General features: G+C 66.5%; 29 protein-coding genes. 14 read left to right on the top strand and 15 right to left on the bottom strand.

Annotated features, from left to right (window positions below; genetic code table 11):
* Positions 1-18: 18 nt before the first annotated feature.
* From parC to HCU76_RS10220, 3 genes are read right to left on the bottom strand one after another with little or no spacing between them, the layout of a single operon-like run.
* Positions 19-2,412 carry a DNA topoisomerase IV subunit A gene (gene parC, locus HCU76_RS10230; RefSeq protein WP_218509154.1) on the bottom strand — a complete coding sequence of 798 codons (2,394 nt, stop codon included), beginning with the start codon at positions 2,410-2,412 and terminating at the stop codon, positions 19-21.
* A gap of 44 nt (positions 2,413-2,456) precedes the next feature.
* Positions 2,457-3,320 carry a lytic transglycosylase domain-containing protein gene (locus HCU76_RS10225; RefSeq protein WP_218509153.1) on the bottom strand — a complete coding sequence of 288 codons (864 nt, stop codon included), beginning with the start codon at positions 3,318-3,320 and terminating at the stop codon, positions 2,457-2,459.
* Complete coding sequence (locus tag HCU76_RS10220) at positions 3,313-5,316, bottom strand: DNA topoisomerase IV subunit B (RefSeq protein WP_213953479.1); 2,004 nt, start codon at positions 5,314-5,316, stop codon at positions 3,313-3,315. The genes HCU76_RS10225 and HCU76_RS10220 overlap by 8 nt, the downstream gene beginning before the upstream one ends.
* A gap of 193 nt (positions 5,317-5,509) precedes the next feature.
* Here HCU76_RS10220 and HCU76_RS10215 point away from each other — a divergent pair, with 193 nt between their 5' ends.
* The 6 genes from HCU76_RS10215 to HCU76_RS10190 all read left to right on the top strand — a co-directional run bounded on the left by HCU76_RS10215 (position 5,510) and on the right by HCU76_RS10190 (position 10,461).
* A complete protein-coding gene (locus HCU76_RS10215; RefSeq protein ID WP_213953478.1) occupies positions 5,510-6,727 on the top strand; it encodes an MFS transporter in 1,218 nt (405 codons plus the stop codon).
* Positions 6,728-6,732: 5 nt separating this feature from the next.
* Entirely contained in the window at positions 6,733-6,873 is a 141-nt protein-coding gene (locus HCU76_RS10210) for a hypothetical protein (protein WP_213953477.1), read from the top strand.
* A 5-nt stretch (positions 6,874-6,878) separates the two neighbouring features.
* The gene (locus HCU76_RS10205) at positions 6,879-7,448 is read left to right on the top strand and encodes a class I SAM-dependent methyltransferase (RefSeq protein WP_371319797.1); all 570 of its coding nucleotides are present in this window, start codon (positions 6,879-6,881) and stop codon (positions 7,446-7,448) included.
* Positions 7,449-7,539: 91 nt separating this feature from the next.
* Positions 7,540-8,463 carry a 4-hydroxy-tetrahydrodipicolinate synthase gene (dapA, locus tag HCU76_RS10200; RefSeq protein ID WP_213953476.1) on the top strand — a complete coding sequence of 308 codons (924 nt, stop codon included), beginning with the start codon at positions 7,540-7,542 and terminating at the stop codon, positions 8,461-8,463.
* A 112-nt stretch (positions 8,464-8,575) separates the two neighbouring features.
* A complete protein-coding gene (gene bamC / locus HCU76_RS10195) occupies positions 8,576-9,658 on the top strand; it encodes an outer membrane protein assembly factor BamC (RefSeq protein WP_213953475.1) in 1,083 nt (360 codons plus the stop codon).
* Between the two features lie 26 nt (positions 9,659-9,684).
* A complete protein-coding gene (locus HCU76_RS10190) occupies positions 9,685-10,461 on the top strand; it encodes an MBL fold metallo-hydrolase (RefSeq protein ID WP_213953474.1) in 777 nt (258 codons plus the stop codon).
* 73 nt (positions 10,462-10,534) lie between these two features.
* Here the strand turns inward: HCU76_RS10190 and HCU76_RS10185 are convergent, their stop codons facing one another.
* The 3 genes from HCU76_RS10185 to HCU76_RS10175 all read right to left on the bottom strand — a co-directional run bounded on the left by HCU76_RS10185 (position 10,535) and on the right by HCU76_RS10175 (position 12,587).
* Positions 10,535-10,813, bottom strand: a complete 279-nt coding sequence (locus HCU76_RS10185; protein ID WP_213953473.1) for a hypothetical protein — start codon at positions 10,811-10,813, stop codon at positions 10,535-10,537.
* A 132-nt stretch (positions 10,814-10,945) separates the two neighbouring features.
* Positions 10,946-11,455, bottom strand: coding sequence for a hypothetical protein (locus tag HCU76_RS10180; protein WP_213953472.1), 510 nt, complete (start codon positions 11,453-11,455; stop codon positions 10,946-10,948).
* Positions 11,442-12,587 carry a JmjC domain-containing protein gene (locus tag HCU76_RS10175; RefSeq protein WP_218509152.1) on the bottom strand — a complete coding sequence of 382 codons (1,146 nt, stop codon included), beginning with the start codon at positions 12,585-12,587 and terminating at the stop codon, positions 11,442-11,444. The genes HCU76_RS10180 and HCU76_RS10175 overlap by 14 nt, the downstream gene beginning before the upstream one ends.
* Before the next feature lie 15 nt (positions 12,588-12,602).
* Here HCU76_RS10175 and HCU76_RS10170 point away from each other — a divergent pair, with 15 nt between their 5' ends.
* A complete protein-coding gene (locus tag HCU76_RS10170; RefSeq protein WP_218509151.1) occupies positions 12,603-13,127 on the top strand; it encodes a peptidylprolyl isomerase in 525 nt (174 codons plus the stop codon).
* A gap of 79 nt (positions 13,128-13,206) precedes the next feature.
* On the opposite strand, the gene HCU76_RS10165 is transcribed toward HCU76_RS10170, so the two are convergent.
* The 4 genes from HCU76_RS10165 to coaBC all read right to left on the bottom strand — a co-directional run bounded on the left by HCU76_RS10165 (position 13,207) and on the right by coaBC (position 16,042).
* Positions 13,207-13,701: a glycine zipper 2TM domain-containing protein gene (locus HCU76_RS10165; protein ID WP_218509150.1), complete on the bottom strand. Its 495-nt coding sequence runs from the start codon at positions 13,699-13,701 to the stop codon at positions 13,207-13,209.
* Positions 13,702-13,935: 234 nt separating this feature from the next.
* Entirely contained in the window at positions 13,936-14,382 is a 447-nt protein-coding gene (gene dut / locus HCU76_RS10160; protein WP_213953468.1) for a dUTP diphosphatase, read from the bottom strand.
* A complete protein-coding gene (locus HCU76_RS10155; protein ID WP_218509149.1) occupies positions 14,379-14,819 on the bottom strand; it encodes a hypothetical protein in 441 nt (146 codons plus the stop codon). Before HCU76_RS10155 ends, dut begins: the two co-directional genes overlap by 4 nt.
* On the bottom strand, positions 14,816-16,042 hold the full coding sequence (coaBC, locus tag HCU76_RS10150) for a bifunctional phosphopantothenoylcysteine decarboxylase/phosphopantothenate--cysteine ligase CoaBC (protein ID WP_218509148.1): 1,227 nt from the start codon (positions 16,040-16,042) through the stop codon (positions 14,816-14,818). Before coaBC ends, HCU76_RS10155 begins: the two co-directional genes overlap by 4 nt.
* A 104-nt stretch (positions 16,043-16,146) precedes the next feature.
* On the opposite strand from coaBC, the gene HCU76_RS10145 reads away from it, so the two are divergent.
* From HCU76_RS10145 to HCU76_RS10120, 6 genes are all read left to right on the top strand, one after another.
* Complete coding sequence (locus HCU76_RS10145; protein ID WP_213953465.1) at positions 16,147-17,826, top strand: CTP synthase; 1,680 nt, start codon at positions 16,147-16,149, stop codon at positions 17,824-17,826.
* 34 nt (positions 17,827-17,860) lie between these two features.
* A complete protein-coding gene (gene kdsA, locus HCU76_RS10140) occupies positions 17,861-18,718 on the top strand; it encodes a 3-deoxy-8-phosphooctulonate synthase (protein WP_218509147.1) in 858 nt (285 codons plus the stop codon).
* Positions 18,719-18,797: 79 nt separating this feature from the next.
* A complete protein-coding gene (locus HCU76_RS10135) occupies positions 18,798-19,088 on the top strand; it encodes a DUF1330 domain-containing protein (RefSeq protein ID WP_213953463.1) in 291 nt (96 codons plus the stop codon).
* Between the two features lie 29 nt (positions 19,089-19,117).
* Positions 19,118-20,401: a phosphopyruvate hydratase gene (gene eno / locus HCU76_RS10130; RefSeq protein WP_213953462.1), complete on the top strand. Its 1,284-nt coding sequence runs from the start codon at positions 19,118-19,120 to the stop codon at positions 20,399-20,401.
* A gap of 9 nt (positions 20,402-20,410) precedes the next feature.
* A complete protein-coding gene (locus HCU76_RS10125) occupies positions 20,411-20,689 on the top strand; it encodes a septum formation initiator family protein (RefSeq protein ID WP_213953461.1) in 279 nt (92 codons plus the stop codon).
* 43 nt (positions 20,690-20,732) lie between these two features.
* Positions 20,733-21,404 carry an AAA family ATPase gene (locus tag HCU76_RS10120; RefSeq protein ID WP_218509146.1) on the top strand — a complete coding sequence of 224 codons (672 nt, stop codon included), beginning with the start codon at positions 20,733-20,735 and terminating at the stop codon, positions 21,402-21,404.
* Between the two features lie 93 nt (positions 21,405-21,497).
* Here the strand turns inward: HCU76_RS10120 and HCU76_RS10115 are convergent, their stop codons facing one another.
* Positions 21,498-22,487, bottom strand: a complete 990-nt coding sequence (locus HCU76_RS10115) for an Hsp33 family molecular chaperone HslO (RefSeq protein WP_218509385.1) — start codon at positions 22,485-22,487, stop codon at positions 21,498-21,500.
* Positions 22,488-22,512: 25 nt separating this feature from the next.
* A complete protein-coding gene (locus HCU76_RS10110) occupies positions 22,513-23,037 on the bottom strand; it encodes a gamma carbonic anhydrase family protein (protein WP_213953459.1) in 525 nt (174 codons plus the stop codon).
* Between the two features lie 38 nt (positions 23,038-23,075).
* On the opposite strand from HCU76_RS10110, the gene HCU76_RS10105 reads away from it, so the two are divergent.
* Positions 23,076-23,882 (top strand): ferritin-like domain-containing protein, encoded by an 807-nt coding sequence (locus HCU76_RS10105; protein ID WP_213953458.1) that lies wholly within the window; start codon positions 23,076-23,078, stop codon positions 23,880-23,882.
* A gap of 191 nt (positions 23,883-24,073) precedes the next feature.
* Here the strand turns inward: HCU76_RS10105 and HCU76_RS10100 are convergent, their stop codons facing one another.
* Genes HCU76_RS10100 through xerD form a run of 3 tightly spaced genes read right to left on the bottom strand, consistent with a single transcriptional unit; the run spans position 24,074 to position 26,530 of the window.
* Positions 24,074-24,523 (bottom strand): MaoC family dehydratase, encoded by a 450-nt coding sequence (locus HCU76_RS10100; protein WP_213953457.1) that lies wholly within the window; start codon positions 24,521-24,523, stop codon positions 24,074-24,076.
* Between the two features lie 47 nt (positions 24,524-24,570).
* Entirely contained in the window at positions 24,571-25,572 is a 1,002-nt protein-coding gene (locus HCU76_RS10095; protein WP_371319787.1) for a Bug family tripartite tricarboxylate transporter substrate binding protein, read from the bottom strand.
* 49 nt (positions 25,573-25,621) lie between these two features.
* Positions 25,622-26,530: a site-specific tyrosine recombinase XerD gene (gene xerD, locus HCU76_RS10090; RefSeq protein ID WP_213953456.1), complete on the bottom strand. Its 909-nt coding sequence runs from the start codon at positions 26,528-26,530 to the stop codon at positions 25,622-25,624.
* Positions 26,531-26,582 lie beyond the last annotated feature (52 nt).

Here is a 26,582-nt window from a genome sequence, read left to right as displayed (position 1 = left end):
GCTGTCCCTTGCCTGACCCTATTGCACGCGCGTGATGCTGGCCGGCTTGAAGCCCAGGTCGGCCGCCTTGCCCTTGCGCGCCCGCGTGCCGCGCGCGTTGTTCAAGGTGCGGATCTCCAGCGTCTCGTCGCGCTCCTTGCCGCCGCGCCCGATGCCCTGGATCTTCACGCTGCGCGTGTAGGCCGCGGCGCCCGCGAGCGTGTCCTTGGCTTCCAGGTCGATCAGCGTGAGCCCGCGGCCGCCCTTTGGCAGGGCCTTGAGTTCACCGATCTCGAAGGTCAGGATGCGCCCGCCGGTCGACGCGCAAGCCACATGCGTGGCAGGCGGCATCGGCTCCGCGCCGCTGGCGCCGCCCACCAGCGAAGGCCGGCACAACTGCTCGCCCTCGCCCACGTCGACAAAGGCCTTGCCGCCGCGCTGGCGCGACGTCATGTTCTCCACCGTCGCGATGAAGCCGTAGCCACCCGTGTTCGACAACAGCAGGCTCGCGCCCAGCGGGCCGGCAAAGTAGTGCGCCACGTGCGTGCCGCTTTCCAGGTCGATCAGCGTCGTCACGGGTTGCCCGTCGCCGCGTGCGCCCGGCAGTGAAGCCACTGCGACGGTGTAGACGCGCACCGCCTTGTCCTTGGCGGTGCCGAACACCAGCAGCGTGTCGACCGAGCGGCATTCGAAGGCGCCGTACAGCGCGTCGCCGGACTTGAAGCTGTACTCCGTCGGCGCGCCGTTGCCGCCCGCCGCCTTCTCGCTGGCCCAGCCCTTCTGCGCGCGCACCCAGCCCTTCTGCGAGACGATCACCGTCACCGGCTCGTCCACCACCCTGACCTCGGCCACGGCGCGCTTCTCCGCCTGGATCACCGTACGGCGCGGGTCCTCGAAGGTCTTCGCGTCCTGCTCGATTTCCTTCACCAGCAGGCGGCGCAATGCGGCCGGGCTGCCGAGGATGTCCTCGAGCTTCTTCTGCTCCTCGCGCAGGCCCTTGAGGTCCTGTTCGATCTTGATGGCTTCGAGCCGCGCCAACTGGCGCAGGCGGATTTCAAGGATGTCCTCGGCCTGCCGCTCGCTCAGGTTGAAGCGCGCGATCAGCGCCGCCTTCGGGTCTTCCGCCGCGCGGATGATCGCGATCACCTCGTCGATGTTCAGCAGCACCAGTTGCCGGCCTTCGAGGATGTGGATGCGGTCCAGCACCTTGTCGAGCCGGTGCCGCGAGCGCTTCTCGACCGTGATCTCGCGGAACGCGATCCACTCGTTGAGCATCTGCCGCAGCGACTTCTGCGTCGGCTTGCCGTCGATGCCGACCATCGTGAGATTGATCGGCGAAGAGGTCTCCAGCGAGGTCTGCGCCAGCAGCGTGGTGATGAATTCTTCCTGGCTGATGCGCGAGGTCTTCGGCTCGAACACCAGGCGCACCGCCGCGTCCTTGCTCGATTCGTCGCGCACCACGTCCAGCACGGACAGCATCGCCGCCTTGAGCTGTGTCTGCTCGGTGCTCAGCGCCTTCTTGCCGGTCTTGATCTTCGGGTTGGTGATCTCCTCGATCTCTTCCAGCACCTTCTGCGTGCTGACACCCGGCGGCAATTCGTTGACGACCAGTTGCCATTGCCCGCGCGCCAGGTCCTCGATCTTCCAGCGCGCGCGCACCTTCAGCGAGCCGCGTCCGGTGCGATAGGCGTCGGCGATGTCGGTCGGGCTGCTGATGATCTGCGCGCCGCCCGGATAGTCCGGGCCGGGCACGATGGCAAACAGTTCTTCCTCGCTGAGCTTGCCGTTGGTCTTGATCAGCGCCACGCAGGCATCGGCGATCTCGCGCAGGTTGTGGCTCGGGATCTCGGTCGCCAGGCCCACCGCGATGCCGCTTGCGCCGTTGAGCAGCGTGAACGGCAGGCGTGCCGGCAGCAGGCGCGGCTCCTGGGTCGAGCCGTCGTAGTTGGGCACGAAGTCCACCGTACCTTCGTCGATTTCGTCGAGCAGCAGGCTGGTGATGCGAGCCAGCCGCGCTTCCGTGTAGCGCATCGCCGCTGCACCGTCGCCATCGCGGCTGCCGAAGTTGCCCTGGCCGTCGACCAGCGGATAGCGCTGCGAGAAGTCTTGCGCCATGCGCACCAGCGCGTCGTAGGCGGCCTGGTCGCTGTGCGGATGAAAGCGGCCGAGCACGTCGCCCACCACCCGCGCGCTTTTCACCGGCTTGGCGCCGACCGTGCCATTGGCGCCGCCGAAGCCGAGCCCCATGCGCGACATGGAATAGAGAATGCGCCGCTGCACCGGCTTCTGGCCGTCGCACACATCGGGCAACGCGCGGCCCTTGACCACGCTCAGCGCATATTCGAGGTAGGCCTGTTGCGCGTAGTCGGCCAGCGTGATGCCGTTGCCATCGTCTTCGGGTGGCAAGAGGTCGAGCGTTGGTTCGGAGTCCATGAGCAAAAGAGTTCGAGAAAAAAAATTAAAGTAGATCGGGCAGGTCAGGAAGCGGGCGCAATGAGCGGCGCAGCGGCCGGCCCGGCAGGCGCATCCGGCAGCGCCGGGAGCGTCCGGCTGCCCGGCTCCGGCGGCATGTTTCCACGGCCGATGGCCCCGCCCTGCGGCACCACCATCTCCATGCGGATGCGCCCCGGCGCCTTGCCGCCGCGGCCCATGCCCGCGCGGGCGCCGGGCTTCAGGTAGGCGTAGAGCTGCAGCACGGTCTGCACGTAGTCCTGGGTTTCGCGGTAGTTCGGGATCTTGTTGCCGGCGCGCTGCACAGCGCCTTCGCCGGCGTTGTACGCGGCAAGCGCGAGTTCGATCTGGCCCGGGAACATCGCGATGAGGTCGCGCAGGTAGCGCGAGCCGGTCGCGATATTGATGCGCGGGTCATAGAGCTTTTCCTCGATGGAGCGGCGCTTGTCGCCCTGCACGCCGTAGCGTTCCGCGGTGGCGGGCATCACCTGCATCAATCCCAGCGCGCCCTTGGGCGACAGCGCCTGCGCATCGAAGCCGGATTCAGTCGCGACCAGGGCCTGCAGCAGCTCGTAGTCGATCGCGTGGCGCTTCGACGCGTCCTGCAACGCCGTCTTGGCGACCCGGTAGTTGGGCGATTTCTCGAACATCGCGACCAGCGCTTGCGACACCGCCGGCGCCTTGCCGCTGCCGCGCCGCCCCGGTGCACCGATGCCATCGGCTGTGTCGAAGCTTTGTCCGCCCTTGAAGAACAACAAGTAGCGCGCATCGAGGTTCTCCGAAGCGAAATGCGCCATGCCCTTCTCGTCGATGTAGCCATAGATGTCGGCCGCGAGCGCGCCGTGCTGCAAGCAAATTGACAGCACGAAGGCGATCAGCAGTCTAGACATCGATCTCCACGTCATCGCCACGCAACTCCATCAGGTCGCGCCGCGCGGCGGCCTCGCCCTTGCCCATGAGCTTGGTGATTTCTCCCTGCGTCTGCGTGAAATCGAGGCGGCCGAGCTGCACCTGCAGCAGCCGGCGCGTGTCGGGGTTCAGCGTGGTTTCCCACAGCTGCTCCGCGCTCATCTCGCCCAGGCCCTTGAAGCGGCTGATGCTCCATGCGCCTTCCTTCACGCCGTCCTTGCGCAGCTTGTCCAGCGTGGCCGTGAGTTCGCCCTCGTCCAGCGCATAGACCTTCGACGCGGGCTTCTTGCCGCGCGCCGGCGCGTCGATGCGAAACAGCGGCGGCTTCGCCACGTACACGTTGCCGGCATCGATGAGCTTCGGAAAGTGGCGGAAGAACAGCGTCAGCAAGAGCACCTGGATGTGGGAGCCGTCCACGTCGGCATCGCTCAGGATGCAGATCTTGCCGTAGCGCAGGCCGCTCATGTCGGGCGTGTCGGTCGGCCCGTGGGGGTCGATGCCGATGGCCACCGAGATGTCATGGATCTCATTGTTGGCAAAGAGCCGGTCGCGCTCGACCTCCCAGGTGTTCAGCACCTTGCCCCGCAACGGCAGGATGGCTTGCGACTCCTTGTCGCGGCCCATCTTGGCGCTGCCGCCGGCCGAGTCGCCCTCGACGAGGAACACCTCGTTGTGCGCCGTGTCCTTGCTCTCGCAATCGGTCAGCTTGCCGGGCAGCACCGCCACGCCGGAGCCCTTGCGCTTCTCGACCTTCTGGCCGGCCTTCTGCCGCGATTGCGCGGCCTTGATGGCCAGTTCGGCGAGCTTCTTGCCGTAGTCGACGTGCTGGTTCAGCCACAACTCCAGCGCGGGACGCACGAAGCTCGACACCAGCCGCACCGCGTCGCGCGAGTTCAGCCGCTCCTTGATCTGGCCCTGGAACTGCGGATCCAGCACCTTGGCGCTCAGCACGTAGGAGGCACGCGCGAACACGTCCTCCGGCAACAGCTTCACGCCCTTGGGCAGCAGCGAATGCAGTTCGACAAAGCCCTTGACCGCATTGAACAAACCGTCGCGCAGCCCGCTCTCATGCGTGCCGCCGGCACTGGTCGGAATCAGGTTGACGTAGCTCTCGCGCACCGGTTGGCCGTCCTCGGTGAAGGCCACGCACCAGTCGGCGCCCTCGCCTTCGGCAAAGTTGTCGGCATTCTTGTCGGCATGGCCAGCACCTTCGAACAGCGGGATCACCGGCTCGCCGTTGAGCGTCTGCATCAGGTAGTCGCGCAAGCCGCCCTTGTAGAGCCATTGCTGCGTCTCCCTGGTCTTCTCGATCACGAGCGTGACGGTCACGCCGGGCATCAGCACCGCCTTGCTGCGCAGGAGGTGCGTGAGTTCGTTCACCGGTAGCGTGGCCGTCTCGAAATACTTCGGATCGGGCCAGGCCCGCACCGTCGTGCCCTGCTTGCGGTCGCGCCCGCCGTCGGGATTGCTGCTACCGCTTTCCTGCGGACGGATCTGCAAGGGCTCGATCACGTCGCCGGCCGAAAAGGCCAGTTGGGCCACCGAACCCTCGCGGTACGTCGTGACCTCGAGCCGCTTCGACAGCGCGTTGGTCACCGAGACGCCCACGCCATGCAGACCACCCGAGAAGCTGTAGGCGCCCCCCGAACCCTTGTCGAACTTGCCACCGGCGTGCAGGCGCGTGTACACCAACTCGACCACCGGGGCCTTCTCTTCCGGGTGCAGCCCGAACGGAATGCCCCGGCCATCGTCCTCGATGCCGACCGAACCATCGGTATGCATCGTCACCTTGATCTTCTTGCCATAGCCCGCGAGCGCCTCGTCGGCCGCGTTGTCGATCACTTCCTGGATGATGTGCAGCGGGTTGTCGGTGCGGGTGTACATGCCCGGCCGCTGCTTGACCGGCTCGAGTCCCTTGAGAACACGGATCGAGCCTTCGGAATACGCCGGGGGAATTGTCTTGCTGGGGGTTGCCATGGGGGCGGATTGTAGTGAGCCAGCCTGATAAAAACTGGATGCCCATACAGGCAACTTTCATGTCGGAGAGCCACTCGGTATCGGTTGCGCCGCAACGCGATGCGCCGGGCGCATCAATGGCTCGAAGATATTTCAACAATCGCCCATGGACCAGCGCCGGAACGGCCCATGGCTTTTGGGTACATTGGCCGGGATGCGCCCCTCCTCCACCCAGCCCCTCAGCCTGAAGCAGGTGCTCCTTTGCGGCGCGATGATCGTCACGCTCTCGATGGGCATCCGCCATGGCTTCGGCCTGTGGCTGCAACCGATCACGCAGGCACAGGACTGGTCGCGCCAGACATTCTCCTTCGCCATCGCCATCCAGAACCTGTCGTGGGGCGTGATGGGGGTATTCGCGGGCATGCTGGCCGACAAGCTGGGCGCGTTCCGCGTGCTGCTGATCGGCGCCGCCTGCTATGCGCTGGGCCTGGTCGGCATGGCGCTCTCGCCGACGCCCACCTTGTTCGCATTGACCGCCGGCGTGCTGATCGGCGCCGCGCAGGCCGGCACCACCTATGCGGTGGTCTACGGCGTGATCGGCCGCCAGATCCCGGCGGAGCGCCGCTCCTGGGCGATGGGCGTGGCCGCCGCGGCCGGCTCCTTCGGGCAATTCCTCATGGTGCCGATCGAAGGCCAACTCATTGCAACCATGGGTTGGCAGACCGCCCTGCTCGCGCTGGCGGCCGTGGTACTGCTGGTGGCGCCGCTCGCCTTCGGCCTGCGCGAGCCGGCTTCCACCACGAGTGGCGCCAGGCGTGAGCAGACCATCGGGCAGGCCCTGGCCGAAGCCTTCCGCACACCCAGCTTCAGCTTGCTGATGGCGGGCTATTTCGTCTGCGGCTTCCAGGTGGTGTTCATCGGCGTGCACATGCCGAGCTACCTGCGCGACAAGGGGCTCTCGCCCGAAGTAGCCAGCTATGCACTGGCGCTGATCGGCCTGTTCAACGTGTTCGGCACCTACACCGCCGGTTCGCTCGGGCAGAAGTACGCCAAGCGCAAGATCCTCGCGGCCATCTACTTCGGCCGCGCCATCGCCATCGCCTTGTTTCTGCTCGTGCCGATCTCGCCGCTGTCGGTCTATGTCTTCTCGGGCGCCATCGGCTTCCTGTGGCTCTCGACCGTGCCTGCGACCAATGCGCTGGTCGCGCAGATCTTCGGCGTGGCGCACCTGTCGATGTTGAGCGGCTTCATCTTCCTGGGCCATCAGGTCGGCTCCTTCCTCGGCGTGTGGCTGGGCGGCGCCCTGTACGACCGCACCGGCAGCTACGACATCGTCTGGTACATCTCCATCGCGCTCGGCGTGTTTGCCGCGTTGATCAATCTGCCGGTGAAGGAAAGCGCCGTCGTGCGCGTCACGCCGCAGCCGGCCTGAAGCCCATGGCCAGCCAGAACCGCCACCGAATCCGTCGCGCCGCCGCCTGGCTGGGCATCTGCGTGGTGCTGGCGCTGGTGTTCGCGCTCTACACCCGTCCCGGCTTCATGGTGACGCTCATCGACCAACTCTGGGCCTGCTTTTGAGTGCGCTGCACGGGTTCGGCGCACCCTCCCCGTGGGTGATGCGCTGGTCGCACCTGCTGCCCGAGGGCGGCAGCGTGCTCGACATCGCCTGCGGCGCCGGGCGGCACATGCGATGGTTTGCCGGGCGTGACCATGTCGTCACCGGCGTGGACCGCTCGCCCGAGGCAGTCGCCGCCGCATCGCACTTCGGCCGCGTGCTGCAGGCCGACATCGAATCGGGGCCCTGGCCGTTCGCTGGCGAGCAGTTCGATGCCGTCGTCGTCACCCATTACCTCTGGCGCCCCCTCCTGCCCCGCATCGTGGCGGCGGTGGCACCCTCAGGCGTACTCCTTTACGAAACTTTTGCAGCCGGTAACGAAAGCGTCGGCAAGCCCTCGCGTCCGGATTTCCTGCTGCGACCCGGCGAATTGCTGGCCGCCAGCGCCGGACTGCGCGTGGTCGCCTACGAAGACGGCTTTCTCGACGATCCCGCCCGATTCGTCCAGCGCATCGCGGCCGTGCGCCCGGCGGGCGCGTCGGCGCGCTACCCGCTCGAAGCGCCGCCCCGGCAATTGACCATCACGCCGCGCCTCTAGGGCACGAAACGGCGGCAAGCAACAGGAAGCGCCGTCATGGGCACCCGCGGAACCGGCGTGAGCTTCGGGGCTGCGGCATCACATCAGTAGAATGGCAGGTTTTCGGCCCGAACAAAGAGAACCCCCCTTGGATCCACTGACTGGCAGCATCGTCGCGCTCGTCACGCCGATGCACGACGACGGCAGCGTCGACTATCCCGCATTGCGCCGCTTGATCGACTGGCACATTGCCGAAGGCACGGACTGCCTCGGCGTCGTTGGCACCACCGGCGAATCGCCGACGGTCGACGTCGAAGAGCACTGCGAAATCATCCGCGTTTCCGTCGAGCAAGCCAAGGGCCGAGTGCCCGTGATGGCCGGTTGTGGCGCCAATTCCACGAAGGAAGCGATCGAGCTTGCCAGGTTCGCGAAGGGTGTGGGCGCGGATTCGCAACTCCAGGTCGTTCCCTACTACAACAAGCCGACGCAGGAAGGCCAGTACCAGCACTTCAAGGCCATCGCCGAAGCCGTCGGCGACCTGCCCACCGTGCTCTACAACGTGCCCGGCCGCAGCGTCGCCGATATGGCGCACGACACGGTGCTTCGCCTGGCGCAGGTGCCCGGCATCATCGGCATCAAGGAAGCCACCGGCAACATCGAGCGGGCCCAATGGCTCATCCGCGAGGTGCCGAAGAACTTCGCCGTCTACTCGGGCGACGACCCGACCGCCGTCGCCCTCATGCTGTGCGGCGGCCAGGGCAATATCAGCGTCACCGCCAACGTGGCGCCCCGCAAGATGCACGAGTTGTGCGTGGCCGCGCTGGCCGGCGACGTCGCCACCGCAATGCGCATCCAGTTCGAACTGATGCCGCTGCACCGCAACCTCTTCATCGAGCCCAACCCGATTCCCGTCAAGTGGGCCATGGCGCGCATGGGCCTTTGCACAGACGCGTTGCGCCTGCCATTGACCGAACTCAGCAAGGCATCCCAGCCCGCCGTGCTGGACGCCCTGAAAGCCACGGGCCTGCTTCACTGACGCCTGCCTCGATTGCGCAATCGCGCATGCAACCTTTTTGCCGACTAGCCACTCACAACCTGCGGCGCCGCATGCGTCCATTGAATTGCGATATTCCAGAAGGAAGACGACGTTGAACCACATTTCGCGACTTGCATTGCTCGGACTCGTCACGAGCCTTGCGGCCTGCTCGGCTCTAGACTCCGACAAGATCGACTACAAGAGCGCCGGCAAGGCCCCGACCCTCGAAGTCCCGCCCGACCTGACCCAGCTCTCGCGCGACAACCGCTACGCCCTTCCCGGCGCGCCGGTCTCGGCGAATTCGTACCAAGCCGGCATCGCCAACGCACCGACCCTGCCGACCGCCGTGTCGAGCATCGGCGACGTGCGGATGGAGCGCGCAGGCAACGAACGCTGGATCGTGGTGAATCGGCCAGCCGACCAGTTGTGGGAACCGGTTCGCGACTTCTGGCAGGAAAGCGGCTTCCTGCTGACCACCGACCAGCGCAACCTCGGCATCATGGAAACAGACTGGGCCGAGAACCGGGGCAAGCTGCCGCAGGACATCATCCGCGGCACCGTCGGCAAGCTGATGGACTCGGTGTACTCCACCGGCGAGCTCGACCGCTTCCGCACGCGCATGGAGCGCACGCCCAACGGCACCGAGATCTACATCACCCATCGGGGCATGGAAGAGGTCTACAGCACCGCCCGCAAGGACCAGACGATCTGGCAGCCGCGCAAGCCCGACCCGGACCTCGAAGCTGAATTCCTGCGCCGCCTGATGGTCAAGCTCGGCGTGTCGCAGGAACAATCGAAGGCCCTGGTGGCGGCAGGCCCGGTGGCGCAGACCTCCAAGGTCAGCACCATCGACGGCCAGCCCGTGGTGCAGATCAACGAAGGCTTCGAACGCGCATGGCGCCGTGTCGGCCTGGCGCTCGACCGCACCGGCTTCACCGTGGAAGACCGTGACCGCGCCGCCGGCACGTACTTCGTGCGCTACGTTCCGCCCAATGCCAACAAGGACCCGGGCTTCATCGCCCGGATGCTCACGCTGGGCCAGGCCGGCAAGTCCGACCCGCCGATCAAGTACCGCATCCAGGTCAAGAGCCAGGGCGAAGCCACCACCGTGGCCGTGCTCAACGACAAGGGCGCGCCCGAGACCTCGGCGAATGCAGAGCGCATCGTGAAGGTCATCGCCGACGACCTGAAGTGAAGTGAAGCCGACGGCGAGCGCTACCGATGCTCCGTTTCAGAAGCCTCGGTAGCGGCAGCACCGGCAACGCCACCTTGGTGGAAGCGGCCAGCGCGGGCCGCACGACCCGGCTGCTGGTGGACTGCGGCTTCGGGCTCAAGCAACTGGAGAAGCGCCTGGCCACGGCCGGACTGGCCATTGCCCAGCTGGATGCCGTCTTCGTCACGCACGAGCACGGCGACCACATCGGCTGCGCGCACATGCTGGCGCGCCGCCATCGAATCCCGGTGTGGATGAGCGAGGGCACCTGGCTCGCCACCGGCGGCCGCGACTTCGAAGGCATGTTGCACCTGGCCCGCGACGGCGCCGACATCGCGATCGGCGAGCTCTCGCTGCATCCCTTCACCGTGCCGCACGATGCGCGGGAGCCGCTGCAACTGGTCTGCACCGACGGCGCCCGCCGCCTCGGCGTGCTGACCGACCTCGGCCACGCCACGCCCTACGTGCTGGCGCAACTGGCCGGCCTCGACGCACTGCTGCTCGAATGCAACCATGACAGCGACTTGCTCGCCCAGTCGAGCTACCCCGCCTTCCTGAAGCATCGGGTGGGCGGCAACTATGGTCACTTGTCGAACACCGCGGCCGCGGACATTGCGCGAGCCGTCCTGCATGGCGGCTTGCGACATGTGGTGGCGGCGCATCTGAGCGAGCAGAACAACCGGCCCGCCATCGTGCGGCAGGTGCTCGCCCAGGCCCTAGGCACGTCGGAGCAAGACATGCTCACCGCCGATGCGGCTTCAGGCTCGCCCTGGCTCGACGTGTAGGTCGCCGGCTCTCGCACCGTGCACACAAAAAAAGCCACCCTCGCGGGTGGCTTTTCCATGAAGGCAGTCGCGCTTACTTCGGCGCGTCCTTGGGCTTGTTCGGATCATCGGCGGCTGCAGGTGCCGCAGCGGGCGCGTCCGCGGCCGGGGCAGGAGGGGCGGCGGCCGGTGCATCGGCAGCAGGCGCGGCGGGCGCTGGAGCCGGCGCTTCCGCGGCAGGCGCAGGCGGGGGCGCGGGAGGCGTCACGACCACAGGTGGCGGCGTCACGACGGCCGGTGCTTCCTCCTTCTTGCTGCACGCACTCAGTGCTGTCACGGCGGCCAACGAGGCGAGCAAGACGGTCTTTTTCATGAAGTCTCCTTTGGATGGGATGGAACAAAAAATTCTAGTCCTCCATCCTGACCGGATGCTGCGGCGTCCGGCAATTCGCGGCGTTGGCTGACAAGGCTCCTGGTCTTTTGAAAACCAAAGCACTCCTTTCGGTCAAAGGCCCAGCGTGAAGGCCGGGAAGGCCGGGCGCCCTTGGCGCAGGCATTCGTCGATGGATTCGCGCAATGCGCGCCGCCGCTCCGGCTGCACCGAACACATCCCCCGCGCATGGTCGATGTCGATGCGCTGCAGACACCAGGACGGCGTCCAGATCGCGCTGGGCACCGTCGGCAGCCCCGGGCCCCTGCAGGCCCGGCAATCGATGATGTGGCTCCAGGTCTGACGCCAGCGAACGAAGCGCGCATGCTCGCGTTCGAAGACTTTGAAGTGCTCGGCCAGCAAGACCAGGCTGCGGCCCGCGGCGGCCCAGGCCTGCAGCGACTCGATACTGGCGCGCTCGCCCAGCGGCCAGTCCTCGAAATCGATGTCGCTGAAGACAATCTCGCGCCAGTTCTGCCGCGCAGCCTCCGACATTGCCATCCTGAGGTGCGAGCGGAAGGCCTCCCGGCCCTCGAATGGACCGTCGGGCAACATGGCGCCCGCGTGGTGTTCAGGTGGCGGCATGCAGCCATCCGGCTTCGCGCCAGTCGTCCAGCAAGGCCAGGGCATCCTCGCTCGCCCGCGCCAGGTCGGCAGGTTCGAGCGCACGCCGATCGGCCAGGCGACGCATCAAGGTCGCATCGCGGCCCGCGGCCCGAAAGCTCTCGCCGTTGATGTAGAGATGGCGTGCGTCGTAGAGCATCCTGCTGCGGCGGTCGAGCGCGACGCCGCGTGTCACGTCATCCGCATCGCGGGCCTCGAACCAGACCTTGGCCTTTGGTTCGGTCATCGACTCGCCCAACGCGCGCTCGATCGCATGCGGATCGCGCTGCAGGCCAGCCAGCACCGCGTCGCGTGCGAAGGCCTGCAACGCGCACGGCATCTGGGCGGGCTGCTCGACCGCGGGTTGCTGCGGGTCGCGGTAGCGCGGCGGCGCCCTGCGATCCGGGTCTTCGAGCGCGTCCGCCTGTGCCTCGGCAATGCGCACCAGCAGGTCCGCGGCCAGTTCGTCGGCGGCCGGCGTGCGCAGGCCGATCGAACAGGTCATGCAGTCGCCGCCCACCGCCACGCCATCGTGCGCATAGCGCGGGGGCAGGTACAGCATGTCGCCGGGCTCGAGCACGAAGGTCTGCTCCGGCTCGAAGCGCTCGAGGATCTTGAGCGGCACGTTCTTCTGCAAGCTCAGGTCGCGCTGGCGGCCGATCGACCATCGGCGCTGGCCCGTGGCCTGCAGCAGGAACACGTCGTAGCTGTCAAAATGCGGCCCCACGCCGCCCTGGTCGCTGGCGTAGCTGATCATCAGGTCATCTACCCGCGCATCGGGGAGGAAGCTGAACTGCCGCAGCAGCGCGTGAACGCCGTCGTCGTGCGTGTCGACGCCCTGCACCAGCAGCGTCCAGGCAGCCTGCTTCGCCGCCGGAAGGGCTCGGCGCGGGAACGGTCCATGGCGCAAGGTCCAGCCCTTGTCCGCATGGCGGATCAGGCGCGATTCGACATCGTCCCGCGCGGCCAGTTGGAACAGGCCGGCACGGGAGATTGGGGGGGTCATGCCCGGCACGGCTTGCCGCACCAGCAGCGGCTTCTTCTGCCAATGCCGTCGCATGAACTGCGCGGCGCTCAGTCCGCCCAGCAGGGCGAGGGGTTTGTTGATCTCCATGGGAGAATTATCGCGATGGAAATCTCTGAACAATGCGTGGTCGGCCTGACCTGGACGCTGAAAGACACGCTCGGCGAAGTGCTGGACGTACTCGACGAACCGGTGGAATTCCTGGTGGGCGGCGACGACCTTTTCGCCGCGATCGAGGCCGCGCTGCAGGGGCATGAACCCGGCGCGAAAGTGCAACTGCAACTCGAACCCGAACAGGGCTTCGGCGACTTCAACGACCAGCTTCTGTTCCTGGAACCGCGCGCGCTGTTCCCCGAAGGCACCGAGGAAGGCATGACCTTCGACGGCGCCGCGCTACCCCCCGGCGTGAACCCCGACATGCCGCGCGACGTGCTCTACACGGTGAGCGAGGTCTATCCCGAGCATCTGGTGCTGGACGGCAACCACCCGCTCGCGGGCATCGCGATCCGCCTCGACATCACGGTTCGCTCCGTGCGCGAAGCCACTGAAGAAGAGATCGGCCGCGGCACCGCTGGCACAGGTTTCTTCAAGGTGCCATCGATGGCGCCGGGGAACGACCTGCTGCACTGACTCTCAAGTCGACGTGGCTTTGCCATCTCGACTTGATCCCCCGCGGGGGACGGGCCGGGCCGGGCCCGGCCCTGGGGTCTCAAAACCGCGAGATCTGCCCGTTGTCGATGCGGACGCGGTCGCCGATGCGAAGGTCGCCGGGGTTCGGCACATCGAAGGCGCGATAGGCACCGTTCTCGGTCTGGATCGACACGCGATAGCTTTCGTACACACGCGGACCGTTGTTCTGCGCCTCGACACTGTTGCCGAGCAGCGCTCCACCGATGACACCCAGGGCCGTTGCCGCGGCGCGGCCGTTGCCGCTGCCGAACTGGTTGCCCACCACGCCACCGATCACACCGCCCGCCACGGCGCCGGCGCCCCCCGTGCCGGTGCCCGGGCGCTCGGTGCGCAAGACTTCGATGTTGGCGATGCGGCCGTACTCGGTATAGGGCGCGGGCTGCGCCGGATAGGCCGCCTGCGGCTGGTACGGATAGCGGCTGGTGGTGTAAGGCGCGGGCGCAACGCAGGCCGTCAGCGTGGCGACTGCCAGGACCGATGCGGCGACGGAAACGATACGTGGAAGCTTTTTCATGATGGACTGTTCCATGGGGCTGAATCTCGACTGTCACTGAAATACACATGCATCCAACGCGCGGCTGCGCGTCCAGATGACCGGCCTGTGTAGGAGCACGTCGCTTATTCAACGGTTCCTCAACGGTTCCGCGCTTTACGCGCCAGATGCAAATCTCAAAACTGGAACAAGCCACGGCCGAATGATCATGCTGCTTGCCCGAAGGCCCAGCGCGGCCAACTGCTCTTCAAGCGCTCAGTGCTTGCCGGTCGAGCCGTAGCCGCCCTCCCCGCGCTCGGAGCGCTGGAACTCGTCTACCACGTTGAATTGCGCCTGCACCACCGGCACGATCACCAGCTGCGCCAGCCGCTCCATCGGTTGCAGCACAAAGGACGTGTTGCTGCGGTTCCAGGCGCTCACCTTGAGTTCGCCCTGGTAGTCACTGTCGATCAGGCCGACCAGGTTGCCCAGCACGATGCCGTGCTTGTGGCCCAGGCCGGAGCGCGGCAGGATCAGCGCCGCATAGCCAGGATCGGCCAGGTGGATCGAGATGCCGGTGCCGATCAGCTGCCAGCCGTTGGGCTCCAGCGTGACCGGTGCATCGAGGCATGCGCGCAGGTCCAGACCGGCGCTGCCAGGGGTTGCGTAGGCGGGAAGTTGATCCGCCATGCGCGCATCGAGAATTCGTAGGTCCACTTTCACTTGCTGCGTCTTTCCTGTTGTTGTCTTGCGATGTGTTCGAGCCATTGGCGCCAGCTGCCGAAACCGGGCGGCAGGAAGCGGTGGCGCAGGCTGTGGGCCGCCCAGAGCCCGCCGACGAAGACCAGCGTCAACGCGGCCAGCGGCGCGCCCATCGCCATCAATGCGAACAACAGCACCAGCCAGGCGACGGCCAGGCCCTTGGCCACCTTCAGCCTGATCTCGGCGGCTGTGGCCGGCGGCACCGCGCCCGGCGACGGGAGGGTGGCCGGCAGCCGATGCGAGACGCCCGCGTGCGGTGCGCCCGACGGCGTCATGCCCTCATCGAGCAGATGTTCGTTCTCGCCTGGCGGCCGCTTCGGCATCGCTGCCTCCGCCGCCAGCCTCTCGACCAGGCGCGCGAAATCACCGTTGGGTGGCGTGTTCCATTGCGGGTTCATGGCGGCTTCCGTGCGGGCAGGCGCGCGGCAATTTCGGCCACGAGCTGACGCGCGAGCGCCAGCTTGGTGGCTCGCGGCAGCTCGCGCACGCCGTTCGCGTCGACCAGCAGCAGGCTGTTGTGGTCCTGCCCGAAAGTCAGCGGGCCGATGTTGCCCACCAGCAGCGGAATGCCCTTGCGCTCGCGCTTGGCGCTGGCATGGGCAACGAGGTTCTCGCTCTCGGCCGCGAAGCCAACGCAGAACAACGCGCCGCTTTGGGCGCGCGGGCTCCTGGCCACGGTGGCCAGGATGTCCGGGTTCTCGACGAAGTGCAGCACCGGCGGCTGGCCGCTGCCGTCCTTCTTGATCTTCTGGTCGCTGTGCGCGGCGGGCCGCCAGTCGGCCACCGCCGCCGTGGCGACGAAGACCGTGGCGTCCTGCGCATTGCCCATCGTGCTTTCGAGCATGCCTTGCGCCGACAGCACGTCGACGCGACGCACGCCCCGCGGTGTCTGCTGGCTGACCGGCCCGGCGATCAGCGTGACCTCGGCGCCCGCCTCGCGCGCCGCCCGTGCGATGGCGAAACCCATCTTGCCGGACGAATGGTTGGTGATGCCCCGGATCGGGTCGAGCGCCTCGAAGGTCGGCCCGGCCGTGACCAGCACGCGCTGGCCGGCCAGCACCTTGGGCTGGAAGAAGGCCACGATGTCTTCGAGCAGTTGCGCGGGCTCCAGCATGCGGCCATCGCCGGTCTCGCCGCAGGCCTGATCGCCGGTTCCCACGCCGAGCGCGATCGCGCCATCGGCCTGCACCTGCGCCAGGTTGCGCTGCGTGGCCGGGTGCGACCACATCTCGCGGTTCATCGCCGGCGCGAGCAGCAGCGGCACTCTGTCACGCGGGCGCGCCAGGCACAGCAGGCTCAGCAATTCGTCCGCCCGCCCCTGCACGAGGCGCGCGATGAAATCGGCACTGCAGGGCGCCAGCACGATCGCATCGGCCTCGCGGCTCAGGTTGATGTGCGGCATGTTGTTGGGCTCGCGCGTGTCCCATTGCGAACCGTAGACCGCACGGCCGGACAGCGCCTGCATCGTCACCGGCGTGATGAACTGCTCCGCCGCCTCGGTCATCACCACCTGCACGGTTGCGCCTGACTTGATGAGCAATCGGCATAGCTCCGCCGACTTGTAGCAGGCGATGCCGCCAGTGAGGCCCAGGACGATGTGTTTGCCAGCGAGATCTTGCATATGCGCGGAAGTGTAATGACCCGCAGCGCAGGCCGGGGCGCGCCAATTCCCGGCATCTATAATCTCAATTTCCCACTGCCCGGACCTTTGCGTTCGGTAATGGCATGACCAAATTTGTCTTCGTCACCGGCGGTGTGGTGTCTTCCCTCGGCAAGGGAATCGCCTCCGCCTCGCTCGCCGCGCTGCTCGAATCGCGCGGCCTCCAAGTCACCCTCATCAAGCTCGATCCGTACATCAATGTCGACCCCGGCACGATGTCGCCTTTCCAGCATGGCGAGGTGTTCGTCACCGATGACGGCGCCGAGACCGACCTCGACCTCGGCCACTACGAGCGCTTCATCAACACGCGCATGCGGCGCGCCAACAACTTCACCACCGGCCAGATCTACAAGACCGTGCTCGAGAAAGAGCGCCGCGGCGATTACCTCGGCAAGACGGTGCAGGTGATTCCGCACATCACCAACGAGATCCAGGAATACGTCAAGCGCGGCGCCGGCATCGGCACCTCGCACGAGGTGGACGTGGCCATCGTGGAAATCGGCGGTACTGTGGGCGACATCGAATCGCTGCCTTTCCTCGAGGCCGTGCGCCAGATGAGCCTGCGCATGGGCCCGAACAATTCGGCCTTCGTGCACCTGTCGTACGTGCCGTGGATCGCTGCCGCCGGCGAGCTCAAGACCAAGCCGACGCAGCACACCGCCAAGGAACTGCGCGCCATCGGCATCCAGGCCGACGCCCTCCTCTGCCGCGCCGACCGCCCGATCCCCGACGACGAGCGCAGCAAGATCTCGCTGTTCTCGAACGTGCCCGAATGGGGCGTGATCTCGATGTGGGACGTGGACACCATCTACAAGGTGCCGCGCATGCTGCACGAGCAAGGCCTGGACGGCCTGATCTGCGACAAGCTGCGCATCAATACACCGCCCGCCAAGCTCAATCGCTGGGACGACCTGGTCTACGAGGTCGAGCATCCGCAGAACGAAGTCACCATCGCGATGGTCGGCAAGTACGTCGAACTGTCGGACAGCTACAAGTCGCTCAACGAAGCGCTGCGCCATGCCGGCATGAAGAACCATGCAAAGGTGAAGATCGAGTACATCGACTCCGAGACCATCACGCCGCAGGACGTCTCGCGCCTGGGCAAGTACGACGCGGTGCTGGTGCCGGGCGGCTTCGGCCAGCGCGGTGTCGAGGGCAAGATCTCGGCTGCGAAGTTCGCACGCGAATCCGGCGTGCCCTACCTTGGCATCTGCCTCGGCATGCAGGTCGCAACCATCGAGTACGCCCGCAACGTGGCCGGCCTCAAGAATGCCAACAGCACCGAGTTCGAGCCCAACACGCCCTGCCCCGTGATCGCGCTGATCACCGAGTGGAAGGACAACGACGGCACCGTCAAGACCCGCAGCGAAAAGTCCGACCTCGGCGGCACCATGCGCCTCGGCGCGCAAAGCTCCGACGTGACGCCGGGCACGCTGGCCCACAGCATCTATGGCGACGTGGTCACCGAGCGCCATCGCCATCGCTACGAAGCCAACGTGCACTATCTGGACCAGCTGCGCGACGCCGGCCTGGTGATCTCGGCGCTGACGCAGCGCGAGCACCTGACCGAAATCGTCGAATTGCCGAAGGAGATCCATCCCTGGTACATGGGCGTGCAGTTCCACCCGGAATTCAAGTCGACACCATGGGGCGGGCATCCGTTGTTCAATGCGTTCATCAAGGCCGCGCTCGCGCATCAGGCGCAGGGTGAAGGCAGCAAGCCGCTCATGAAGGTGGTTGCATGAGTGCCGCTCACGTAGTGGCAGGCGTGGAGGTCCTATGAAGCTCTGCGGATTCGACATCGGGCTCGACAAGCCCTTTTTCCTCATCGCCGGACCTTGCGTCATCGAATCCGATCAGTTGCAGATGGACACCGCCGGCACGCTGAAGGAAATCACCGCCAGCCTCGGCATCCCGTTCATCTTCAAGAGCAGCTTCGACAAGGCCAACCGCTCGTCGGGCACCACCTTCCGCGGCCCGGGCCGCGAGAAGGGGCTGGAGATCCTGGCCAAGGTCAAGCGCGAACTCGGCGTGCCGGTACTGACGGACGTCCACACCGAGGACGACATCATCGAGGCCGCGAAGGTGGTGGACGTGCTTCAAACGCCCGCCTTCCTCTGCCGCCAGACCGACTTCATCCGCGCCGTGGCGCAGTCGGGCAAGCCGGTCAACATCAAGAAGGGCCAGTTCCTCGCGCCGCACGACATGAAGAACGTGATCGACAAGGCGCGCGCGGCCGCCAGGGAAAAAGGGCTGGAGCAAGACAACTTCCTGGCCTGCGAACGCGGCGCCAGCTTCGGCTACAACAACCTCGTGTCGGACATGCGCTCGCTGTCGATCATGCGCGAGACCGGCGCGCCGGTGGTGTTCGATGCGACGCATTCGGTGCAGCTTCCGGGCGGCCAGGGCACGAGTTCCGGCGGCCAGCGCGAGATGGTTCCGGTGCTGGCGCGCGCGGCCCTCGCCGTCGGCGTGGCCGGTGTCTTCATGGAAACGCATCCCGACCCCGCCAAGGCGATGAGCGACGGGCCGAACGCAGTGCCGCTCAAGCACATGAAAGCGCTCCTTGAGACGCTGGTCGCGCTCGACGCGGTCACCAAGAAAAACGGCTATCTCGAAGACAGGTTCCAGGCATGAGCAACGCAGGATCGCTCCACGTTGCGAATGCCCCCGCGGGGCGCAGCGAGGACACGACCATGCCAAGCGTGGGGGCGCCATGAGCTGCGGATACGTGATCGCATACGTCGAGGTGACCAACCCGACGCAGTACGAGGAATACAAGAAGTGGTCGACCGTCGCCATGCAGGCCCATGGCGCCGAAGTCTGCGTGCGCGGCGGCCAGGTCGAGCCACTGGAAGGCGACTGGAAGCCCACGCGCGTGATCGTGCTGAAGTTCCCGAGCCTCGAGAAGGCCAAGGCCTTCTACGACACGCCTGAATACCGCAAGGCACGCGAGGCGCGTGCCGGCGCGGCGATCATGAACATGATTGCCGTCGAAGGTCTGTAAGAATCAAGTTCTCAAACAAAGGGTAAGCAATGAGTGCAATCGTTGACATCGTCGGCCGCGAGATTCTCGACAGCCGAGGCAATCCCACCGTCGAATGCGACGTGCTGCTGGAAAGCGGCACCATGGGCCGCGCGGCCGTGCCTTCGGGCGCATCGACCGGCTCGCGCGAGGCCATCGAGCTGCGCGACGGCGACAAGAGCCGCTACCTCGGCAAGGGCGTGCTGAAGGCCGTGGAGAACATCAACACCGAGATCTCCGAAGCCGTGCTCGGCCTCGACGCCAGCGAGCAAGCCTTCCTCGACCGCACGCTGAACGACCTGGACGGCACCGACAACAAGGCGCGCCTGGGCGCCAACGCGACGCTGGCCGTGTCGATGGCCGTGGCCCGCGCCGCGGCCGAGGAATCCGGCCTGCCGTTGTACCGCTACTTCGGTGGCATGGGCGGCATGGAATTGCCCGTGCCGATGATGAACGTCATCAACGGCGGCGCCCATGCCAACAACAGCCTGGACCTGCAGGAGTTCATGATCATCCCCGTGGGCGCCAAGAGCTTCCGCGAGGCCGTGCGCTACGGCGCGGAGACCTTCCATGCGCTCAAGGCCATCCTGAATTCCCGCGGCATCAGCACCGCGGTCGGTGACGAAGGCGGCTTCGCGCCCAGTGTCGAAAGCCATGAAGCCGCGATCCAGCTGATCCTCGAAGCCATCGACAAGGCCGGCTATGTGGCCGGCGAACAGATCGCGCTGGGCCTGGACTGCGCCGCCAGCGAGTTCTACAAGGACGGCAAGTACGTGCTGTCGGGCGAGAACCTCACGCTGACGGCCGAAGGCTGGACCGACATGCTCGCGACCTGGGTCGACAAGTACCCGATCATCAGCATCGAGGACGGCATGCACGAAGGCGACTGGGACGGCTGGAAGCACCTGACCGAACGCCTTGGCAAGCGCGTGCAACTGGTGGGCGACGACCTGTTCGTCACCAACACCAAGATCCTGCGCGAAGGCATCGACAAGGGCATTGCCAACTCGATCCTCATCAAGATCAACCAGATCGGCACGCTGACCGAGACCTTCGCCGCCATCGAGATGGCCAAGCGCGCGGGCTACACGGCCGTGATCTCGCACCGCTCGGGTGAAACCGAGGACAGCACCATCGCCGATATTGCGGTGGGGACCAACGCTGGCCAGATCAAGACCGGCTCGCTCTCGCGTTCGGACCGCATTGCCAAGTACAACCAGTTGCTACGCATCGAGGAAGACCTGGGCGACGTTGCCACCTACCCGGGCCGTTCGGCGTTCTACAGCCTGCGCTGACGTTACATCATGCGCTCCCGCGTCGTCGCTCCCATCGTGCTCGTGTTGCTGCTGCTGTTCTTGCAATGGCAGCTGTGGAACGGCCGCGGCAGCCTGCGCAGCGTGGCGCAGCTCGAGGACAAGCTGGCGACGCAGAAGGCAGCCAATGCCAAGGCTGCCGTCATCAACGACCGACTCACGGCCGAGGTGCGCGACCTGCGCGAAGGCCTCGAGATGGTCGAGGAACGCGCGCGGCAGGAACTCGGCATGGTGAAGCCGAACGAAGTCTTCGTCCAGATCACACGCTGATGCGGCCCACCCCCGAAGCGCCTGCGGCGCCCGGAAAACCCACATGACCCCGACTCTCCCGGCCGGCAGCGTGATCGCGCTGCTGGGCGCCGGGAGCACCGGCAAGACCGAACTTGCGCAGGCGCTGGCCACGCGGCTGCAGCAGCGCGGCATCGCGAGCACGTGGGTTCCGGAGCCCTTGCGCGAATGGTGCATGCGCGAAGGCCGCGCACCGCGGCGTGATGAACTGCAGGCCATCGCGGACGAGCAGACGCGCCGCATCGTCGAAGCCGCACGCAGCGGCGTTGTCGTGGCGGACACCACCGCATTGTCGATTGCCGTCTACAGCGACACCCTGTTCGGTGACACCTCGCTCTACCCCGGCGCAACGGCCGCGCAGTGCCGGTACACGATCACGCTGTTGACCGCGCTCGACTTGCCCTGGGTCGATGACGGCCTGCAGCGCGAAGGCCCGCAGGTGCGCGAGCCCTTCGATGGGCGGCTGCGCGGCGCATTGGCTGGCGCCGGTATCGGCTACGCCGTCGTCCACGGCACGGGCGCCGAGCGACTGGCCAGTGCCTGGAACGCGATCCATTCGATCGCTTCACGCGAGCGCCCCACGGGGGCCCCGGTGCGGCGTGGCGCCGGCTCGGCGTGGCAGTGGCCTTGCGACAAGTGTTCCGATCCTTCCTGCGAGCACCGGCTGTTCAGCGGCCTCGTCGCGGGGCGGCAATAGCGGTCAGCCCTGCCGCCCGGCCCGGGCAACCGCATACCCAAACCAATCGCCCGCCAGGATGCGCGGTCTGTGTGGACTTGAACGGCGCCGTCGCTACTGGACGATCGCCGTCCCGGGCGGCTGGTCCCCAGGGGACTTGAAGATCTGCGCCGCATCGACGGCATCGAAGCGGTACTGCTTGCCGCAGAAGTCGCAGCCCACCTCGATGTCGCCGCGCTCGGCAAGGATCTCTTCCGCCTCCACGATGCCGAGCCCGCGGATCATGCCGGCCACCCGATCGCGGCTGCAGGTGCATGCGAAGTGCGGCCCGAGCAAGCCGGCTTGCGGCTCGAAGCGCAGCACCTTCTCCTCCCAGAACAGGCGATGCAGGATGGTGTCGACGTCGAGCGTCAGCAGTTCGTCGCGCGTCAGGCTGGAGGCCAGGATCGAGATGCGGTTGTAGTCCTCGTTGAGGCCGATCTGGTCCTGGTGGGCTTCCGCGATGCCGCTGCGCAGCAGGTTGGCCTCGCCCTTGACCGGCAGGCGCTGGATCAGCAACCCTGCGGCCACCTTGTCGTCGGCCGCCAGCACCAGCGTCGTGTCGAGTTGCTCGCTCTTGAGCATGTAGTGCTGCAGCACGTCGCTGAGCTTGCCGAACTTGTCGTTGTGGTCGCCCACCAGCGGCACCACGCCCTGGTAGGGCTGCTGGCCGGGCACCTTGTCCTTCGGATCGAGGGTGATCGCGCAGCGGCCCTTGCTGTGCACGTTGACCATCTCCGACAGGTGTGCATTGTCAGGAATGGCGCCCATCACCTTGGCCGTGGCACGCAGGCTCAGGTCGGCCTGGACTTCGGCCACGGCGATCTTCACCGGCCCGTCGCCGAAGACTTGCAGGATCAGCGCGCCATTGAACTTGATGTTGGCCTGTATCAACGTTGCCGCAGCCGTCATCTCGCCGAGCAGCTCCACCACGGGCGGCGGATAGGCACCGGTGGCGGAGTTCGATGCGCGCCGCGCCAGGATTTCGGTCCAGGGTTGGGTCAGGCGCACGATCATTCCGCGCACGGGCATTCCGTCAAACAAGAACTTGTGCAGCTCGCTCAAAATCATCCTTCAGTCGCCTGGGCAATCAGGCGATCTTCCTCAGGCCCTTCGCGAAGCGATGGCCGTTTTGTACATAGTGCTCGGCGCTTTGCCGCAGCTTGGCGGCGGCCGCATCGTCGAGCGTGCGAACCGCCTTGGCGGGCGCGCCGATGATGAGCGAGTTGTCGGGAAATTCCTTGCCCTCGGTGACCACGCTGCCGGCGCCAACGATCGAGTTGCGGCCGATCTTCGCGTTATTCAAGATGACGGATTGAATGCCGATCAGCGAGTTGTCGCCGATGGTGCAGCCATGCAGCATCACCTGATGCCCCACGGTGACGTTCTCGCCGATGGTGAGCGGGCAACCATGATCGGCATGCAGCACCGACAGGTCCTGCACGTTCGAGTTGCGGCCGATGGTCAGGGTGTCGGTATCCCCGCGCAACACCGCGCCGAACCAGACGCTGGTGTTGTCGGCCAGCTTCACGTTGCCGATCACCTGTGCGCTGTCAGCGACCCATGCGCCATCGCCAAGTTGCGGCGCCACGCCGTCGAGTTCATAGATCGCCATCGTCAGGGTCTCCAGGGAGCAAAACTAGAATTGTAGGGATGCACCATCGCCTGAGCGCCCTTGCCGCGCTGCGCATCGAAGATCCCGCAGAAAAAGTGACCGCGGCACGCGCGGCGGCGGCGCTCGCGGCCGTGGATGCCATCGGCTCGGACGAACTGCGCGGCGTGGTGGACGAGTCCGGCGTGCCGGGGCGGCCGGCGCGGCCCGTCCGAGTCGCCGCCACCTCGGTGCCGCAGCGCTCGCCCTTCACGGACGAGGGCCGCGCCGCGCTGATCCACGCGATCTGCCACATCGAATTCAACGCCATCAACCTCGCGCTCGATGCCGTCTGGCGCTTCGGCGGCATGCCCGAGGCCTACTACCGCGACTGGTGGCGCGTCGCCGACGAAGAGGCGCAGCACTTCGCCTTGCTTCACGCGCACCTGCGCGGGATGGGCTGGCAGTACGGCGACTTTCCCGCGCATGACGGCCTGTGGACCATGTGCGAGAAAACGAGAGACGATGTGACAGCGCGCATGGCGCTGGTGCCCCGCACGCTGGAAGCACGTGGGCTCGACGCCACGCCGCTGATCCAGGCCAAGCTGGCGCGAATCGGCACGCCCGATGCCGTGGCCGCGAGCGCCATCCTCGACATCATCCTGCGCGACGAGATCGGCCACGTGGCCGTCGGCAATCGCTGGTATCGCTGGCTCTGCGAGCGCGACGGGCTGGACCCGATCGCCCACTACCGCATGCTTTATCGCCGCCACGAAGCACCGCGGCTGCGACCGCCGTTCAACCTCGATGCGCGCTCGCGTGCCGGCTTCACGGACGAGGAGCTGGGCGCGCTGTCACAGGCTGACTGAACCAGCGCAATTGACCCAGGAAGACGGGAGCGGACAGCCGTACGCAGAGGACGCAAAGGTTCCGCAAGGACGCGAAAGAAGACAAGGAAAAAGCAAAGGCTTCTCTGGTTTTCTTTTGCGATCTTTGCGAAGCCTTTGCGCCCTCTGCGTTCGGCTGTCCGTTCCCATTCCCGTTCCCGTTCCCGCTACCCCTATCGTCGACGCATCACGACCAGCTTCGGCAGGAAGTGCTGCAGCACCTCGCCGCGCTGGTTGCGCGTCTCGCACCGCATCTGGACCATGCCGCGATCGGGCTTGGAGCGCGATGGCACGATCTCCATCACCTCGGCTTCGACGCGCAGCACGTCGCCCGGCCGCGTCGGATGGGGCCAGCTGAGCTGGCCGCCCGAGCCGATGATGCCGTCGGCCAACGGCAGGCCGCTGGTGACGAGCAAGCGCATGGTGATTGCAGCGGTGTGCCATCCGCTGGCCGCCAGTCCTCCGAAGAAGGTGCTCTTCGCGGCCTCTTCGTCGGTATGGAAAGGCTGCGGGTCGAACAGGTTGGCAAAAGCCTTGATCTGCTCCGCGTCGATCTCGTGCCCCTCGCTCGTGAATCGATCGCCGACTTTCAGATCGTCGAGATACAGCGCCTTGTCGGCCATGGCTTGCTCCGGTGGGATGGATGGGACGCCCATGATGGCAGACCCGTCTATTCCGCCTTGATGTTCGCGGCCTTGATGATGCGCCCGTTGCTTTCGTACTCCGCGGCGATGGCCTTTGCGAAGTCACCCGCGCCGCGGGTCGTCGGCACGTTGTCCGCCGCCAGCAGCTTGGCGCGCAGTTCGGGGCTCTCCAGCGCCTTGTTGATCTCGGCGTTGTAGCGATCGACCAGCGCGCCCGGTATGCGGGCCGGCGCGAACACGCCGAAAAGCGACGACAGGTTCGCCGTCTCGAAGCCGAGTTCGCCCAGCGTCGGCACCGCAGGCAGGCTGTCGAGCCGAGCGGGTGCGCCCGCGGCGAGCGCCCGCAGCTTGCCGCTCTGGATGTGCGCGGTCAACGTCGGACCGGCATTGGTCGACAGGATCTCGAATTGCCCACTCAATGCGTCGGTCAGTTGTTGGCCGCCGCCCTTGTACGGCACATGCGTCACGTCGATGCCCGCGCTCGCACGCAACTGCGCGAGCACGATGTGGCCGAGCGAACCCAGCCCGGAGGTGGCCCAGCGGATGGCGCCCGGCTTGGCCTTCGCTTCGGCCAGCAGCGCCTTGAAGTCCCTCGCCGCTTCGGCGGGCGTGGCCAGCAGCAGCACCGGCGAATACATCACGCTCGCCACCGGCACGATGTCCTTCAACGGGTCGAAGGGCGACTTCGCGAGATGAGGATTCAGCACCAGCGGGCTCGTGGCAGAAAAGCACAGCGTGGCGCCGTCCGGCGCGGACTTGGCCACCGCGTCCATGCCGATGCTGCCGCTGGCGCCGGCCCGGTTCTCGATGATCACCGTCGTGCCGAGTTGCGCCGCGAGCTTCTCGCCCAAGGCTCGCGCCACGTTGTCGCTGACGCCGCCCGGCGGATAGGGCACGACGATGCGGAGGACCTTGGGAAGGGCCTGGGCGCGCGCACGCGCGCTCCAGAGCGCGGATGCAGCCAGTGCAGTGATCGCAAGGTCGCGTCGGGTGAACGCCAGGTTCATCTTGAAAATCCCCTTTTCCATTCCAGATTTCCACTGAAGGCGCCGCGGGCGCTTCGGCGGTGGGCACCATTCAGCCGCGCGGATGATGCTGCGCGTGCAGTTGCTTCAAGCGCTCGCGCGCGACATGGGTGTAGATCGTCGTCGTCGAGATGTCTGCATGGCCCAGCAACAGTTGCACCGCGCGCAGGTCGGCGCCATGGTTGAGGAGGTGCGTGGCGAACGCGTGGCGCAAGGTGTGCGGGGAAAGCGGTACATGGATGCCGGCACGCAGCGCGTGCTTCTTCACGATGATCCAGAACATCACGCGCGTCATGCCCGAGCCGCGTGCGGTCACGAAGAGGTCATCGGTTTGCTGCCCATCGAGGATCTCGGGGCGCGCCTCCTTGAGATAGCGCTCGATCCATCGCCGCGCTTCGCCGCCGAAGGGCACCAGCCGCTCCTTGCTGCCCTTGCCGACGACGCGCAGCACGCCGTCGTTGAGGCTCATGTTCAGCACCTTGAGCGTGACCAGTTCGCTCACGCGCAGCCCGCTGGCGTACATGAGTTCCAGCATCGCGCGATCGCGCAGGCCAAGCGGCGTGTCAACCTCGGGCGCCGTGAGCAGATCTTCCACATGCTGCTCGGTCAGCGTCTTGGGTACGCGCAGCGACTGCCGCGCGGGGCTCAGGCGCAGGGTCGGATCGGCGGTGATGCGACGCTCGCGCAAGGCCCAGCGGAAGTAGCGCTTGAACACGGTGAGCCGCCGGTTGGCCGAGGTGGCCTTGCCCTTGTCGGCGAGCTTGGCGCCCATGTAGGCCTGCAGGTGATGCTCCTGCGTGGCATCCAGCGCGACGCTGCGCTCCGCCAGCCAGCGCTCGAACAATTCAAGGTCGCGCCGGTACGCCTCCAGCGTGTTGTTCGCCAGGCCGTGCTCCAGCCACAGCGCATCGACGAAATCCGTGATGGCGGAGCTTTGGGAAGAGGTCGCGGCGACGGTCATGGGCGCAACCATACCCAAATTGAAAAAGCCGCCCGCGGCGGCTTCTGGTGGG

It is taken from the genome of Variovorax sp. dw_308 (assembly GCF_019207085.1).
Classification (GTDB): Bacteria; Pseudomonadota; Gammaproteobacteria; order Burkholderiales; family Burkholderiaceae_C; genus Variovorax.
The sequence above is the reverse complement of the archived record's forward strand: the minus strand, read 5'-3'. Positions and strand labels throughout refer to the sequence as shown.

What these genes read in the sequence shown, in the direction of transcription:
- parC (WP_218509154.1), bottom strand. Translation starts at nt 2,412, where the DNA reads ATGGACTCCGAACCAACGCTCGACCTCTTGCCACCCGAAGACGATGGC.
- HCU76_RS10225 (WP_218509153.1), bottom strand. Translation starts at nt 3,320, where the DNA reads ATGTCTAGACTGCTGATCGCCTTCGTGCTGTCAATTTGCTTGCAGCAC.
- HCU76_RS10220 (WP_213953479.1), bottom strand. Translation starts at nt 5,316, where the DNA reads ATGGCAACCCCCAGCAAGACAATTCCCCCGGCGTATTCCGAAGGCTCG.
- HCU76_RS10215 (WP_213953478.1), top strand. Translation starts at nt 5,510, where the DNA reads ATGCGCCCCTCCTCCACCCAGCCCCTCAGCCTGAAGCAGGTGCTCCTT.
- HCU76_RS10210 (WP_213953477.1), top strand. Translation starts at nt 6,733, where the DNA reads ATGGCCAGCCAGAACCGCCACCGAATCCGTCGCGCCGCCGCCTGGCTG.
- dapA (WP_213953476.1), top strand. Translation starts at nt 7,540, where the DNA reads ATGGCAGGTTTTCGGCCCGAACAAAGAGAACCCCCCTTGGATCCACTG.
- HCU76_RS10190 (WP_213953474.1), top strand. Translation starts at nt 9,685, where the DNA reads ATGCTCCGTTTCAGAAGCCTCGGTAGCGGCAGCACCGGCAACGCCACC.
- HCU76_RS10185 (WP_213953473.1), bottom strand. Translation starts at nt 10,813, where the DNA reads ATGAAAAAGACCGTCTTGCTCGCCTCGTTGGCCGCCGTGACAGCACTG.
- HCU76_RS10180 (WP_213953472.1), bottom strand. Translation starts at nt 11,455, where the DNA reads ATGCCGCCACCTGAACACCACGCGGGCGCCATGTTGCCCGACGGTCCA.
- HCU76_RS10175 (WP_218509152.1), bottom strand. Translation starts at nt 12,587, where the DNA reads ATGGAGATCAACAAACCCCTCGCCCTGCTGGGCGGACTGAGCGCCGCG.
- HCU76_RS10170 (WP_218509151.1), top strand. Translation starts at nt 12,603, where the DNA reads ATGGAAATCTCTGAACAATGCGTGGTCGGCCTGACCTGGACGCTGAAA.
- HCU76_RS10165 (WP_218509150.1), bottom strand. Translation starts at nt 13,701, where the DNA reads ATGAAAAAGCTTCCACGTATCGTTTCCGTCGCCGCATCGGTCCTGGCA.
- HCU76_RS10155 (WP_218509149.1), bottom strand. Translation starts at nt 14,819, where the DNA reads ATGAACCCGCAATGGAACACGCCACCCAACGGTGATTTCGCGCGCCTG.
- coaBC (WP_218509148.1), bottom strand. Translation starts at nt 16,042, where the DNA reads ATGCAAGATCTCGCTGGCAAACACATCGTCCTGGGCCTCACTGGCGGC.
- HCU76_RS10145 (WP_213953465.1), top strand. Translation starts at nt 16,147, where the DNA reads ATGACCAAATTTGTCTTCGTCACCGGCGGTGTGGTGTCTTCCCTCGGC.
- kdsA (WP_218509147.1), top strand. Translation starts at nt 17,861, where the DNA reads ATGAAGCTCTGCGGATTCGACATCGGGCTCGACAAGCCCTTTTTCCTC.
- HCU76_RS10135 (WP_213953463.1), top strand. Translation starts at nt 18,798, where the DNA reads ATGAGCTGCGGATACGTGATCGCATACGTCGAGGTGACCAACCCGACG.
- eno (WP_213953462.1), top strand. Translation starts at nt 19,118, where the DNA reads ATGAGTGCAATCGTTGACATCGTCGGCCGCGAGATTCTCGACAGCCGA.
- HCU76_RS10125 (WP_213953461.1), top strand. Translation starts at nt 20,411, where the DNA reads ATGCGCTCCCGCGTCGTCGCTCCCATCGTGCTCGTGTTGCTGCTGCTG.
- HCU76_RS10120 (WP_218509146.1), top strand. Translation starts at nt 20,733, where the DNA reads ATGACCCCGACTCTCCCGGCCGGCAGCGTGATCGCGCTGCTGGGCGCC.
- HCU76_RS10110 (WP_213953459.1), bottom strand. Translation starts at nt 23,037, where the DNA reads ATGGCGATCTATGAACTCGACGGCGTGGCGCCGCAACTTGGCGATGGC.
- HCU76_RS10105 (WP_213953458.1), top strand. Translation starts at nt 23,076, where the DNA reads ATGCACCATCGCCTGAGCGCCCTTGCCGCGCTGCGCATCGAAGATCCC.
- HCU76_RS10100 (WP_213953457.1), bottom strand. Translation starts at nt 24,523, where the DNA reads ATGGCCGACAAGGCGCTGTATCTCGACGATCTGAAAGTCGGCGATCGA.
- HCU76_RS10095 (WP_371319787.1), bottom strand. Translation starts at nt 25,572, where the DNA reads ATGGAAAAGGGGATTTTCAAGATGAACCTGGCGTTCACCCGACGCGAC.
- xerD (WP_213953456.1), bottom strand. Translation starts at nt 26,530, where the DNA reads ATGACCGTCGCCGCGACCTCTTCCCAAAGCTCCGCCATCACGGATTTC.